Origin of the sequence: Variovorax sp. W1I1, assembly GCF_030815625.1 — a bacterium.
GTDB classification, from domain to species: domain Bacteria; phylum Pseudomonadota; class Gammaproteobacteria; order Burkholderiales; family Burkholderiaceae_C; genus Variovorax; species Variovorax paradoxus_C.
Window position 1 is genome coordinate 2,132,024 of record NZ_JAUSWZ010000001.1, and the last position, 12,592, is coordinate 2,144,615.

Sequence of the window (12,592 nt, forward strand, 5' to 3'; positions counted from 1 at the left end):
CCCCCGCGCTCTTCGTGGCTCGCCGATAATTTTCCGCATGACCCAAGGACCATCTCCCGCGCCGCAGGCGCCCCTGCGCTACGCACGCGTGCTCTCCATCGCAGGCTCCGACAGCGGCGGCGGCGCCGGCATCCAGGCCGACCTCAAGACCTTTGCGGCCCTCGGCTGCTACGGCATGACGGCCATCACCGCGCTCACCGCGCAGAACACGCGCGGCGTCTCGGGCATCCATGGCGTGCCGCCCGAATTTCTGAAGGCCCAGATCCAGGCCGTGGTCGAGGACATCGGCGTCGATGCAGTCAAGCTCGGCATGCTGCATGCGCCCGAAGTGGTCGAGGTTGTCGCTTGGGCCATCGACCACTACAAGTTGCCGAACGTAGTGCTCGACCCGGTGATGGTCGCCACCAGCGGCGATCGCCTGATCGCCTCGGAAACCGTGCAGGTGCTGGTGCGCGAACTGTTCCCGCGCGCCGTGGTGGTCACGCCCAATCTCGATGAAGCGGCGCTGCTGATCGGCCATGCCATCGACGGCATCGAGGCGCTCGACGGCGCGGCCGATGAACTGCTGGCGCTCGGCGCGAAGGCCGTGCTGCTCAAGGGCGGCCATCTGCCCGGCAATGAAGTGGTCGACGTGCTGTTGCAGTCGGACGGCACGCGCAAGCGCCTGGCCTCGCAGCGCATCGCGAGCCGCAACCTGCATGGCACCGGCTGCACGCTGTCGTCCGCCATCGCGGCGCACCTGGCGTTGGGGCTGAAGCTGCCCGAAGCCGTCGAACGTGCGCGCGCCTACATCCTCGGCGCGATGGCGGCCGGCGCGGATGTGATGGTCGGTGCAGGCCACGGTCCGCTCAACCACGGCTTTGCGCCAGTGCCGATGCACCGGCTGCCGCTGCCGGCGAAAGCTTTGGCCGGCTGATCCAGGCCAGCACGAAGGTCGCGGCCAACGTCGGCAGCGCGGAGCCGAACTGCGGTGCCCATTTGGCGAGCGCGTGATAGGCCGTGATACCCGCGATCCAGATCAGCGCCGCGGCCCAGTCGATCTGGCGCGTGCCGGTGGAGGCCACACCTCGCCCGCTGCCGAGCCGCCCGAGGATCACGCCGTAGAGCGGCACGAACACCGAACTGAGCAGCAGCAGGAAAGGTTCGAGCGTGTGCATCGGCAGCACCAGCGCGAGCGCGATGCACAGCGCGGCCAGCAGCAGGCCCCAGCGCTTCACGCTCCAGCGCGGCAAGAGGCTGTGCGTGGAAACAGAGCCCGAATAGACATCGCCGTACGCGTTGTCGAGCTCGTCGATGAGGATGAGCCCCAGCGCCACCAGCCCGCCCTGCGCGAGCAGCAGCGCGGTGACCAGGCCCGTGCCCGGCTCGGCCACGCTCACCACCATCACGCCGAGCGCATAGCACCAGATGTTGGCGAGCGCATAGCCGATCCAGGTGCCGCTGAAGGCGCTGCCGAGGCCCCCCGTACTGCGCTTGCCGTGGCGCGCGTAGTCGGCCACCAGCGGCAGCCACGACACCGGCATCGCGATCACCAGATCGAGCGCGCCGAACATGCCCATGCTGCCGTCGCCCGGGCGCGCCCAGAAGGCGTCGAGGCCCTTGGCCTGCAGCCGCGTCGCGAACTGCCAGGTCAGCCAGAGCAGCGAGATCACCACCAGCGGCAGACCGAAGCGGCTCACGAAACGACGCACCAGCTTGACCATCGAGCCTGCGAGCAGCGCCAGCAGCACCGCGCCCCAGAGCAGCGTGGTGAAGACGCCGCCCCAGAAGCTGCCGAGCGACGCGCCGAACGCAACCTGGCCGATGGCCTGCGTGCCTTCCCGCATGATCACCAGCTCGAAGGTGGTCCAGCCCACCAGCTGCACGATGTTGAGCAGCACCGGCAGCCGCGCGAAGGCGCTGCCGTAGGTCGCGTGCATGAGGCCGGCGCTCGCGAGGCCGGTTTCGCAGCCCAGGCGCGCGGTCCAGGCCAGGAGGCCCGCGCCGATGACGGAGCCGAGCGCAATCGCCAGTGCTGCATCGCGCGTGCCCACGGCTGGCACGAGGTAGGCGCCGATCTGCATCACCAGCAGTCCGACGCCCAAGCTGAACCAGAGCGAGGCGTGGTCGCTCCAGCCGAACACGCGGCGGGACGCGGGCAGCGGCGTCAGCGCCTCGTTGCCGGCAGAGGAAATTCCGTTGTTGTCGTTGTCGTCGTGTGCCATCCGTTTGCTCCAGTGCAAAAGGTTTGGCAGGTGGGCGAGGCTCCAGCAGCGCTGCCGCCACGCGAGACAACGTGACAGGCCGCCGGACCAGCTTCCCTGCGCGAGGATTACCTCAGTCAGGTTCAAAGGGACTCTCTCAGTCAGCCCCGGAACGGATTCCGGTTCGACACCCCTAGCGTGTGTTTCGCGCCTGAGCGCGAAGCGGGCGTGATTGTACGAGCCTGGCGCCGAGGCTTCCAGCCCCGGCGAGGAAGATGCGCGGAGGGCGCGCCGCCGCAGTTGCAGCGGCCGGACGGCCCGCTCAGGCGGAGGCGGTCGCGGCGACGCCGGCTTCAACAGCCGGTGGTGGTGACGCCATGGATTGCGCTGCCGGCCGTTCCGCGCCGCCCCGCACCTCGATCGCCGCGCAGCGCCCGTACGTGTCGTCGAAGCGCACGATGTCGTCCTCGCCGAGGTACCCGCCGGTCTGCACCTCGATCACCTCCAGCATCGTCTTGCCCGGGTTCTCCAGCCGGTGGATCGTGCCCGAGGGCAGGTAGATCGATTCGTTCTCCCGCACCAGCTGCACCTCGCCGCCGCGCGTGGCGCGGGCCGTGCCCTTGACCACGATCCAGTGCTCGGCGCGGTGGTGGTGCATCTGCAGCGACAGCTTGCCGCCGGGTTTCACGGTCAGGCGCTTCACCTGGAAGCGCTCGCCCATGTCCACGCTGTCGTATGCGCCCCAGGGCCGCACCACGCGGCGATGTTCGGTGGCCACGGCCTTGCCCTCGAGCGACAGCATGCGCACCACGTCGGCCACCTGCTCGGCGCAGCCGGCGCCCGCCACCAGCACCGCGTCGGGCGTGTCCACGATGATCAGGTCCTCGGTGCCGAGCGCCACCACCGGCCGGTGCGGCGCATGCACGAAGGTGTTGCGCGAGCGCAGGGCGCTCGCCATGCCGCTCAGGCGGTTGCCCGCGTCGTCGGCCGGATGCAGCAGGGCCACCGCGTTCCAGCTGCCCACGTCGCTCCAGGTGCCCTCGAAGCGCACGACCGCGACGCCGGCATGTTTTTCGAGCACCGCATAGTCGATGCTTTCGCCGCGGCAGCCCTCGAAGGCCTCGCGGTCCAAGCGCAGGAAGCTGCCGTCGACCGAGACCGCTGCGGCCGCGCGTTCGCAGGCCGCGAGGATGTCCGGCGCGTGCGTGCGCAGCGCCGCGACCAGCGTGCGGGCCTGCACCAGGAAGATGCCGGCGTTCCAGCAGTAGCCGCCATGCAGGATCAGCGATTCGGCCACCGACGCCGTCGGCTTCTCCACGAAGCGCGCCACGACGCGGCTCTCGCCATGCCCGGTCGGTCCGGCCGCCTCGATGTAGCCATAGGCCGTGCTCGGAAAACTGGGCGCCACGCCGAAAGTGACGATGCGGCCCGCCAGCGCCGCATCGACGCCTTCGCGCACCGTGGCCGCGAACAGCGCCGCGTCGGGGATGTGGTGGTCGGCGGGCGCGAACAGCAGCAGGTCGTCGGGCTCGGCCAGCAGCGCGGCCGCGGCCATGGCGGCGGCGGTGTTGCGCGGCATCGGCTCCAGGATCTGCCGGCCCTCGGTCCTGGCGTTCTCCATCGCTTCGCGCACCAGGAAGCGATGGTCTTCCGAGGCCACGCAGGTGATGGTCCGGTTCAGTGCGGAGAGCCGCTCGAGCGTGAGCTGCAGCAGGCTCTTGTTGCCGATCAGCGGCGCGAACTGCTTGGGCAGCGCCTTGCGCGACAGCGGCCACAGCCGCGTACCGCTGCCGCCGCACAGAAGCACCGGATGAATGGTGGGATCGTTCATGTTGACCAGCCTTTTTCGGAGTTGGTGAAGAAGAAAAAGCGGTTCGAAGCGAAGAGCTCGAAGAAGACCTGTGGGCGCCGCGCTGCCGCGCGCTACCGGTGCGACGCCAGGGCGGCTTCGGCGTCGGCCGGCTCGCGTTCGAGCGGCAGGGTCACGCTCACCCGCAGGCCGCGCGGCGACAGGTTCGCGATGCTGATATCGGCGCCAATGGCTTCGGCGCGCGCGCGCATGTTGCGAAGCCCCCCTGCCTTGGGGCGCGCCGCGCCGGGTTCGTGCCGGCCGGGGCCGGGCAGCCCGCGGCCGTCGTCCCGCACCTCCAGCGCGAGCATGCCGTCTCTGTCGTCCCTGGCGAGCCGCACGTGCACGTGGCGGGCGCCGGAGTGGCGCAGCGCATTGGCGAGCGCCTCCTGCACGATCTTGCAGAGTTCGTGGTTCGTGCGGCAGTCGTCGTCTCCTGCCGCGGAAGGGACGTCGGACACCTGCCACTGGAACGCGATGCCGCTGCGCCTGAAGGCCGGCTCGAAGCGGTAGCGCAGATTGCCCAGCATCTCGCCGAGCGACATGCATTCGGCGCTGAGGCCGTCCACGGTCATCTGCAACTCGAGCAGGCACTCCTGCAGGCCGTGCGCGATCTGCCTGTTCGCATGGCCGTGAGGAGGAAGGCTGGCCAGCAGCATCATCAGGCGCGAGGCAACGCCGTCGTGCAGGTCGTTGGCGATCCGCTGTCGCTCGGCCAGCGTGGCCGAGAGGATCGGGTCATATGCTTCGGATGGCATGAGGAAACTCCCGTTTCGAATCGGAGGGGGCGGCGCGCCAGGTCCCGCCGCTCAGATGAGGCCGGTGTGAACGGCGAAGTTCACGGCCTGCGCGCGCGAATGCACATGCAGCTTCTTGTAGATGCTCTTGATGTGCACGTTGACCGTCTGCCAGGTGATGCCGAGCCGCTCGCCGATTTCGGCCGACACGTAGCCGCAGGCCACGAAACGCAGGATCTCGCTTTCGCGCGGCGTGAGCGTCGCGTCACGCCCGGGCTGGCGCGGCGGCGGCGCGTTGCCGGCGGGGTCATCCTGATGAGCGTGACGATGGTTGTTGTTGAGCCGGTGCAGCAGCCGCCGCGCGAGCCGGGGCGTGATGGCGGCGCCGCCGTTCACCACGTGCAGCACCGCCTCGGCAAAGCTCTGGAGCCACGCGTTCTTGAGCAGGTAGCCCGTGGCGCCGAGCTCGAAGGCGCGCAGCACGTGCGAATCGTCCTCGAGCGCCGAGATCACGATGATCTCGCCGTTGCTCTGGTGGTTGCGCGCTTCGCTGATCAGCTCGAACCCCATGCCGTCGCTCAACCTCAGGTCGACCATCAGCACGTCGAACTCGTGCCGGGCCAGCAGCTTGCGCCCCTCGCGGATGCTGTCGGCCTGGCCTTCGAGCTGGATGCGCATGTCCGACAGCAATTCCTGGGCGATCACGCGGCGCACGAACTCGTCATCGTCGATCAGCAGCACCCGCACCGGTGCGGTTTCCTGGCCGGTGAGGAAATCCGGCCATGGCATCGGCGTCGGCACGCAGACGCCCGCGGCGTACCCCGAGCGGCGATCGGCCATCGCCATAGGGGGTTTCTCACTGGAAATTGGAAGCGAACTGTTATCAAACATTGTCAATGCCCCAGGTTGGTGAGTTGGCAAACGATTGTTTTAGCAACAAAAAGATAACAAGGCACCTCTTTTTGGCTGGAAAGGGCGCTTTGGTTCACTCGCCCTTTGGCGTACACCGGCTGGCATGGAACCAAGTCGGTGCACGCGGTTCTGGCTTTTCCGGAGGCGGTGCGGGCGGTCATGCGGCAGCCAGTCTTTTTGCGGTGAGCTCGGGGGACGGCTCGTCGAAGCCGCGCGGGTTCGCGAGCTGCCAGCGCCAGCAGTCCGCGCACATCTGGTCCAGGTTGCGGCGCGCGCGCCAGCCGAGCCGGTCGCGGGCATGCTGCACGTCCGCCCAGTAGGCGGCGGCATCGCCGGGACGGCGCGGCCCGATGTGCACCGGGATCTCCCGGCCCGCGGCCCGCTCGAACGCGGCGATCACCTCCAGCACCGACGCACCGCGGCCCGTGCCCAGGTTGACCGTGAGGAGCCCCCGGTGCGTGGCCGCATACCGCAGCGCCGCCAGGTGGCCCTCGGCCACGTCCATCACGTGCACGTAGTCGCGCACGCCGGTGCCGTCAGGTGTCTCGTAGTCGTTGCCGTGCACCACCACATGCCCGCGCCCGCCCACCGCGACCTGCGCGACGTACGGCAGCAGGTTGTCGGGCGGACCGTGCGGGTGCTCGCCCAGGAGGCCGCTCTCGTGCGCGCCGATGGGGTTGAAGAAGCGCAGGCATGCGATGCCCCAGCGCTGGTCGGCCCGGGTGAGGTCCGCGGCCATGCGCTCGACCATCTCCTTGGTGCGCCCATAAGGATTGACGGCCGCATAGGTCGCGCTCTCCCGGATGGGCGAGTGCTGGTTGTCGCCGTAGACGGTGGCCGAGGACGAGAAGATCAGCGTGCGCACCCCCGCACGTTCCATGGCGCGGATCAGCGCGAGGCTGCCCGCCACGTTGACGTAGTAGTAGCCGATCGAATCGCTCACCGACTGGCCGACCGCCTTCAGCCCCGCGAGATGCATCACCGCGTCGAACCCATGCTCGGCGAATGCGCGGTCCAGCGCCACCGCATCGCGCACATCGCCGCGCACCAGCGGCGGCTCCACGCCGGTGATGTTCGCCACGCGCTGCAGCGAGCGCGGGTCGCTGTTGACCAGCGTGTCCAGCACCACCGGGCGCAAGCCGGCCTCGATCAGCGTCACGCAGACGTGGCTGCCGATGAAGCCCGCGCCGCCGGTCACCAGGATCTTGGGGTGGCTCATCCCTTGGCTCCCAGCGAAGAAGGGCTGACGGCCACGGCTTCGGTGCCGGCCACGCAGCGAAACATCTCTTGCTCGAAGCGCGACAAGATCGCGTGCTGGTCGAGCTCCGATTCGGCGAACGCCCGGCCCGCCGCGCCCAGCGCCTCGCGCACCGAGGGCGAGAGCGCGAGCTGCTCGATGGCATCGGCCAGCACGGCCGCGTCGCCCGGCGCCACCACGATGCCGCGGTCCGTCATCACGCGGCTGAGCTCTGTGCCGGGGTTCGCGGTCACGATCACCGCCTTGCCGCTCGCCAGCATGCCGGCGAGCTTGGAAGGCATGACCAGGTCCGCGGCGTCGGCGCGCTGCGGCAGCACATGGATGTCGGCCATGCCCAGCAGCTCGTTGAGCCGCTCGGCGGGCTGCAGGTCCAGGAAGTGCACGTTGCGAAGGCGGATGCACGCCGACATCAGCGGGCCGCGGCTCGGCCCGTTGCCGCAGATCACGAAATGAATGCTGCGCGCATGCGCCAGTTGCTGCGCGGCTTCGCCCAGCAGCTCGATGCCCTGCTTGGAGCCGAGGCTGCCGGCGTAGAGCACGACCACCGCGTCGGCCGGAATGTCCAGCTCGGCCCTGTAGCCGCGAACCGCGGTGCTTTCCGGACTTTCCGCGGATGCGGCGCCCGGGCGGATCGCCGAAACGTCCACCCAGTTCGGAAACAGCACCAGCCGGGCTTCCTCGATGCCCTTGCCCCGGGCTTTTTCGACCATGGCGCCCGAGATGGTCGAGACGCGGTTGAACCGGGTGAGCAGCCAGCGCTCCAGCGACAGCGCAAAGCGCCGCACGCCGGCACCGCGCACCCAGCCGAGGCCGAAGGCCGCATCGACCTCGTAGTCCTGGATGTGCAGCCACGACTTGATGCCCAGCACCTTCGAGAAGAACAGCACCGCGGGCGCACAGAACAGCGGCGGCTCCACCACGAAGACGAGGTCGGGCTTCCAGCGCGCCTGCGCCAGCAGCAGCGGCATGCTCGACAGCATGAAGGAGAACAGGTGCGCCATGCGGCCCAGCGTGCGCGGCCGCGCGGGCACCCAGGTCGGCGCGCGCCACACGGTGACGCCGTTGATGTCGCTCTTGCGGTAGGCCCAGGCCGAGTGCCCCTCGAACACCTTCCATTGCGGGAAGGAAGGCGGCGCCGCGATCACGCGCACCTCGTGGCCCTGGCCCGCGAGCCATTCGGCCATCTCTCCGGAGTACTTGCCGATGCCCGTGAGCTCGGGCATGAAATTCATCGAATACAGCAGGATTTTCACGGGCGCCTTTCAGTGGTCTTTGTGGTTCTTGGCGGTTTTCAATGGGCCTGGCGCAGCAGGCGAAGCAACGGAAAGAAGCCGAACAGCGCGCGCATGCGCAGCTCGTACAGCAGCAGGTCGGAGAAAAAGGCGGCGAAGAACACGTAGTGCGGCCGGCCGGGAAAGAGCGCGATCACGGCGCCGTAGGAGGCCATCCGCAGTGCCACCTCCAGCAGCGCCCATCGCCCGAGCGAGCCCACGGGGGTGTTGAGCGCCAGCACCATCTCGTGGTGGACCGTGTAGGTGCGCAGCAGGAAGTAGGGCGCGATGCACACGAAGATGCCCAGCGCCTCGCCGCCGACCTTCAGCAGCGGTGCGGCCACCGCCAGCACGCCCGCGAGCAGCGCGAAGAGCACGCAGCCGAGCAGGAACGAATGCCGCGCGAGCCGCAGCGTCGCGGCGGCGGCCGCATTGCCCGAGGTGGCGTTCAGCATGGCCGGCGTCTTGGTGACCAAAAAGGCCTGCACGAACTGCGAGGGCGCTTCGGCCAGCAGGAAGGCCAGCTTGAACGCACCCACGTAGCCCAGCGGCATGAAGAGGGCGACGACCAGCAGGTCCGACTTGCGCAGCAGGAAAGTGAGCAGCGCGTACACCGTGGCATGGGCTTGCGAGGGGAGGTCGAGCGCGGGCTTTCCGGCCGGCGGCGCGGGGCCGTTCATCGGCAGGCCGATGGCCGCGCCCACGAGCACGAAGGCGACCAGGTTGATGGTCAGCAACTGCGCCACGCCGATCTCGGCATTGAACGCGGCGAGCGCGGCCACGCCCAGCACGAGCAGCGTCGAGCGCAGGCCCGACTCCAGGTTGAGCAGGCCCGCGATGCCCAGGCCCCGGCTGTACGACAGGCGCAGGCTGTTGAACGCGAAGACCGCGAGCGTCGCCGCGATCAGCGCGAAGGGCATGCCGGCCACCGGCAGCCGCTGCGCGCTCACGATGACCGCCGCGAGCACCGTGGCGAGCGGCAGCCCGATGGCCAGCGTGCGCACCAGGTCCCCGCGCGTCACGGCGGGCGGCACCTGGGCGGCATTGCGGGAGAACAGCAGCGTGCTCCCCAGCGTGCCCACCACCAGCGCCACTTCGAGCACCGACTGGTAGATCGAGTACTCGCCGAAGCGCGCCGGCGCGACCTGGGCCGCCATGAGAAAGATCGCGAGAAAACCCGACAGGTACACATAGAGCCGCGAGGCGAGCGCACCCAGCCCCAGGCGCCGCGCGATGCGGGCGCCCGGCAGGGCGAACGAGGCTCCGGCGGACGGCTTCATGGTGCGTTCCGGTCCGCCGGAAATTCCGCCGGCGCGGCGGCGAAGCTCGGTGCGTCCGCCGCGCGCCGGACCCGCATCGCCAGGCCGAAAGCGGCGTTCTTCGCCCGGCGCGCCATCTGCAGCGCCCAGGTCAGCGCCGCGACGCTGCGCACCCGGCCGTGCAGCGCGAGCCGCATCACGCGCTTGGCGGAGCCCTGGAAATGCAGCGCGAGCACCCGCACCGCATCGCCGGCCGGCGTCTCCAAGCAAGGCCGGCCGTCGACGAACGCGAGGCGCTTGGCGCCGCCGCGAACGCGGAACTCCTGTGCGAGGTGGTTGGTTCCGCCGTTGATGTTGTGGTCGATCACCTGGCCCTCGAACACCCGGTTGATCGGCGCGGCGTTGCCCGTGGCCTGCGCCCACAGGTAGAGCAGCGTCATGTCCGAGACGCCGCCGCGCACGCCGCGCGCCGCGAAGCGCTCGGCAATGTCGCGCAACTGCTGCAAGCCCATCGGTGTGGTGTAGGTCTCGATGAGGCAGGCGACGAAATCGTGCAGCGCCGTCGCCTTCCAGTAGCTCACGTGCGGCGAGATCTGGCAGGGGTTCCAGCCGTCGCCCGGTCGGATGAACGAGCCGGAGAAGCCCGCGCCTTCCACCAGCTTCGCGATGTGCGCGCCGGCGCCGCGAAACAGCAGCACGTCGCTGTCGATCAGCACGAATTCGCGGCACTCGGGATGCGCCGCCAGGTGGCCGGCCAGGATGAAATAGCGCCGAAAGCAGATCTTCTCGAACTCGGGCGTGTTGCTCGACAGGTGCACGTAGGCCTGGCAGAAGCGCTTGTACGCATAGCCGGCCTCGGTCTCGCCCAGCACGAGCAGATGTTCGTCCGCGCGCAGGGCCGCCTCGCGGCACAGGCGCAGCGTGTCGTTCTGGCGGTCTTCCACGACGATGAAGGCAGGGGTGTTGTTCATGGCGGGGCGGTGGTTGTCGAACGGGGTGTTCAGGGCCGCGGCGCGGTGGCGCTGCGCACCAGGGCCACGTGCGCGGGCAGAAAATGGAAGTTGTTGTCCAGCGGCAGGTCCAGCGTGAGCATTCCGCCGGCGGCGGTCGCGTCGCCGATCCAGCCGCGCAGCTGCGCGGCCGAGAAGCGCGCCGTGCTCGGCCGGCCCCAATGCGTACCCAGCGGCGTGAGCACATGCAGCCTGAGCTCGGACGGCGGCGACACGAGGCGCGCGGTGGGCTGCAGGTACTCGCCCGCCATGAGGTTCTGGCATGGCGCGCTCTTGAGGCTGAAGCGCGCCTGCCCCTCGCCGGCGTTGAAGGCCAGCCAGCGGTTCGATGCGCCGCTGCGGGCGGCTGCGCACAGCTTGCCCCAGTCGTCAGCCGTCATGCCGGTGGTGTTGTAGACGCCGTCGAACCACCAGCCGGTGGCGAGCGGGCCGTAGTGGTCCGACCAGTCCCTGATCACCGCCGACCACGCGGCGATGAAGCGCGGCGGCGGCGGCAGTTGCTCCGAAACATCGCCCAGGCATTCCATGAGGTACGGGTCCGCTTGGGGCGCGCGGAACGGCAGGTACAGGATGAGCGCGATGTCCCGGCGCTGCAGCGCGCGGCCGATCGCCAGGGGCAGGTCGCGCGGCGCGCGGTTCCTGGCGCTGCGCGGGCACAGCGTTTCCAGCGCGGCATTCGGCGCGATGTATTGGCCGTTGTTCTGCCCGAGCGTGAGGATGAGGTAGCTCGCGCGCATCTCGGCGAGCGAGTCCGCCAGCGCCTCGGCGTCGAAGCGCGCGAGTTCGCCGGCGGACTGCTTGTCGGGCAGGTAATGCACCATCACGCCGAAGCTGGGGGCGGGCGGGCCGGCCCTGCCGGATTCAGCGGATGGAGCAGGGGCGGCAGATTGCACCTTGGGCGCTCCCGCCTGCGCAGGCATGTGCCATGCCCACGCAGCCATCGCGAGCGCGACGGCGGCGAGCCCGCGAAGCAGAACGGGAGCGACCCCTGGGCACACGCGCTTCGTCATTGCATCGCCTCCGTCAGCGGAGCGGGCCGGCGCTTCAGCGTGAAGTAGCTTGCGGCCACCGCGCTCGGCACGCAGTCGCGCGAGTGCTGCCAGGTCGGGCGGGTGCGCTGGTGGTCGGCGAGGTAGCGTCCCACCGGTGCGAGGTCGCAGCGCTCGCTGCCGATGAAGAACGCGTAGCCGGCGAACAGCTCCCGGTGCACCGGAATGTCCGAGAGCAGCAACGGCACGCCCAGCGTGGCCGCCTCGGCCGCCGAGAGGTTGAAGCCCTCCGAGGTGGACAGCGAGATGAACGCCGTCGCCCCGCGGTACAGCCGGAACAATTCGTCGCGCGGAACCAGTCCGCGGTGCCGCACGCTGCCCCGCAAGGCCGGCGCCTGGGCGGCGATCATCCGTTCGATCTCGGCCGCGCCGTTGCCGGTGATGTCGAGGTGGTCGACCAGGCCTTCGCGCTTCATGCGCTCGAACAGCTTCAGGATGCCGCCGAAGTTCTTGTGCGGGTAGTAGTGGTAGGCCGCGATCAGGTAGCGGTCACTCTGCGTGCGGGCGCCGTCGGCGGCGTTCTCGCGGCTGCGGCCGCCCGGTCCGGCGTCCACCGGATTGAAGATCACCGCCGGTCGCGCGCAGCGTGCGAAGTGCCGCTCGAAATCTTCCTGGCTGCTCCTGCTGATGAACACCACGTCGGCCGCGCTGCGCGCAAGGCGGCGCAGGTTCCAGTCGAGCCACAGGCGCTTGGCCGGCGTGAAGTACTGGGGGTACGACTTGTACTGCAGGTCGTGCACCACCACGATCGAATCGGTGTGGCGCCCGAAGGGCGAGAACGGCAGGAAGTAGTTGGGGAAGAGCGAGAACATCCGCTCGCCCGACAACCATGCGCGCACGCGGTGGAAGTTGTAGAGCAGGATGTCCAGCACGAAGCGGCTGATGCGCAGGCGGCGCGCGGCCGCGTAGACGAGCGGATGGCGCTCGCTCACCGGCTGCACCTGGTCGTCGGGCGACAGGCGCATGCTGCGCAAGAGCACTTCGGACACGTTGAGCACGCCGCCCGCCGACCGGTTCAGCCGGATGGTGTCGTAGAAGAGATAGGTGGCCATGGGCGCTTGTCC

At 69.5% G+C, this 12,592-nt stretch carries 12 protein-coding genes and 1 riboswitch; of the genes, 1 reads left to right on the forward strand and 11 read right to left on the reverse strand.

Annotated features, from left to right (window positions below; genetic code table 11):
• The first annotated feature begins 37 nt into the window (after positions 1-37).
• Entirely contained in the window at positions 38-916 is an 879-nt protein-coding gene (gene thiD, locus QFZ83_RS10175; RefSeq protein WP_307505680.1) for a bifunctional hydroxymethylpyrimidine kinase/phosphomethylpyrimidine kinase, read from the forward strand.
• On the opposite strand, the gene QFZ83_RS10180 is transcribed toward thiD, so the two are convergent.
• From QFZ83_RS10180 to QFZ83_RS10230, 11 genes are all read right to left on the reverse strand, one after another.
• Positions 849-2,204 carry a cytosine permease gene (locus QFZ83_RS10180; protein ID WP_307505683.1) on the reverse strand — a complete coding sequence of 452 codons (1,356 nt, stop codon included), beginning with the start codon at positions 2,202-2,204 and terminating at the stop codon, positions 849-851. The two genes, thiD and QFZ83_RS10180, sit on opposite strands and share 68 nt — an antisense overlap.
• A 76-nt stretch (positions 2,205-2,280) precedes the next feature.
• A riboswitch (TPP riboswitch) is annotated at positions 2,281-2,388 on the reverse strand.
• Between the two features lie 117 nt (positions 2,389-2,505).
• Positions 2,506-4,014: a mannose-1-phosphate guanylyltransferase/mannose-6-phosphate isomerase gene (locus tag QFZ83_RS10185; RefSeq protein ID WP_307505686.1), complete on the reverse strand. Its 1,509-nt coding sequence runs from the start codon at positions 4,012-4,014 to the stop codon at positions 2,506-2,508.
• Between the two features lie 92 nt (positions 4,015-4,106).
• Positions 4,107-4,790 (reverse strand): sensor histidine kinase, encoded by a 684-nt coding sequence (locus tag QFZ83_RS10190; protein ID WP_306878154.1) that lies wholly within the window; start codon positions 4,788-4,790, stop codon positions 4,107-4,109.
• Between the two features lie 51 nt (positions 4,791-4,841).
• Positions 4,842-5,609, reverse strand: a complete 768-nt coding sequence (locus tag QFZ83_RS10195; protein WP_306879020.1) for a response regulator transcription factor — start codon at positions 5,607-5,609, stop codon at positions 4,842-4,844.
• 53 nt (positions 5,610-5,662) lie between these two features.
• Entirely contained in the window at positions 5,663-5,842 is a 180-nt protein-coding gene (locus tag QFZ83_RS10200; RefSeq protein WP_307505689.1) for a hypothetical protein, read from the reverse strand.
• Complete coding sequence (gene galE / locus QFZ83_RS10205; RefSeq protein ID WP_307505692.1) at positions 5,839-6,900, reverse strand: UDP-glucose 4-epimerase GalE; 1,062 nt, start codon at positions 6,898-6,900, stop codon at positions 5,839-5,841. Before galE ends, QFZ83_RS10200 begins: the two co-directional genes overlap by 4 nt.
• The gene (locus QFZ83_RS10210; protein WP_307505696.1) at positions 6,897-8,192 is read right to left on the reverse strand and encodes a glycosyltransferase WbuB; all 1,296 of its coding nucleotides are present in this window, start codon (positions 8,190-8,192) and stop codon (positions 6,897-6,899) included. The genes galE and QFZ83_RS10210 overlap by 4 nt, the downstream gene beginning before the upstream one ends.
• A gap of 38 nt (positions 8,193-8,230) precedes the next feature.
• Entirely contained in the window at positions 8,231-9,490 is a 1,260-nt protein-coding gene (locus QFZ83_RS10215) for a polysaccharide biosynthesis protein (RefSeq protein WP_307505699.1), read from the reverse strand.
• Entirely contained in the window at positions 9,487-10,440 is a 954-nt protein-coding gene (locus tag QFZ83_RS10220; protein ID WP_307505702.1) for a hypothetical protein, read from the reverse strand. The genes QFZ83_RS10215 and QFZ83_RS10220 overlap by 4 nt, the downstream gene beginning before the upstream one ends.
• 29 nt (positions 10,441-10,469) lie before the next feature.
• Entirely contained in the window at positions 10,470-11,489 is a 1,020-nt protein-coding gene (locus QFZ83_RS10225; RefSeq protein ID WP_307505705.1) for a hypothetical protein, read from the reverse strand.
• Complete coding sequence (locus QFZ83_RS10230) at positions 11,486-12,580, reverse strand: glycosyltransferase (protein WP_307505708.1); 1,095 nt, start codon at positions 12,578-12,580, stop codon at positions 11,486-11,488. The genes QFZ83_RS10225 and QFZ83_RS10230 overlap by 4 nt, the downstream gene beginning before the upstream one ends.
• Positions 12,581-12,592: the final 12 nt, after the last annotated feature.

Excerpts from the sequence above, each read along its gene's own strand:
- thiD (WP_307505680.1), top strand. The coding sequence starts at position 38 with ATGACCCAAGGACCATCTCCCGCGCCGCAGGCGCCCCTGCGCTACGCA.
- QFZ83_RS10180 (WP_307505683.1), bottom strand. The coding sequence starts at position 2,204 with ATGGCACACGACGACAACGACAACAACGGAATTTCCTCTGCCGGCAAC.
- QFZ83_RS10185 (WP_307505686.1), bottom strand. The coding sequence starts at position 4,014 with ATGAACGATCCCACCATTCATCCGGTGCTTCTGTGCGGCGGCAGCGGT.
- QFZ83_RS10190 (WP_306878154.1), bottom strand. The coding sequence starts at position 4,790 with ATGCCATCCGAAGCATATGACCCGATCCTCTCGGCCACGCTGGCCGAG.
- QFZ83_RS10195 (WP_306879020.1), bottom strand. The coding sequence starts at position 5,609 with ATGGCCGATCGCCGCTCGGGGTACGCCGCGGGCGTCTGCGTGCCGACG.
- QFZ83_RS10200 (WP_307505689.1), bottom strand. The coding sequence starts at position 5,842 with ATGACCGCCCGCACCGCCTCCGGAAAAGCCAGAACCGCGTGCACCGAC.
- galE (WP_307505692.1), bottom strand. The coding sequence starts at position 6,900 with ATGAGCCACCCCAAGATCCTGGTGACCGGCGGCGCGGGCTTCATCGGC.
- QFZ83_RS10215 (WP_307505699.1), bottom strand. The coding sequence starts at position 9,490 with ATGAAGCCGTCCGCCGGAGCCTCGTTCGCCCTGCCGGGCGCCCGCATC.
- QFZ83_RS10220 (WP_307505702.1), bottom strand. The coding sequence starts at position 10,440 with ATGAACAACACCCCTGCCTTCATCGTCGTGGAAGACCGCCAGAACGAC.
- QFZ83_RS10225 (WP_307505705.1), bottom strand. The coding sequence starts at position 11,489 with ATGACGAAGCGCGTGTGCCCAGGGGTCGCTCCCGTTCTGCTTCGCGGG.
- QFZ83_RS10230 (WP_307505708.1), bottom strand. The coding sequence starts at position 12,580 with ATGGCCACCTATCTCTTCTACGACACCATCCGGCTGAACCGGTCGGCG.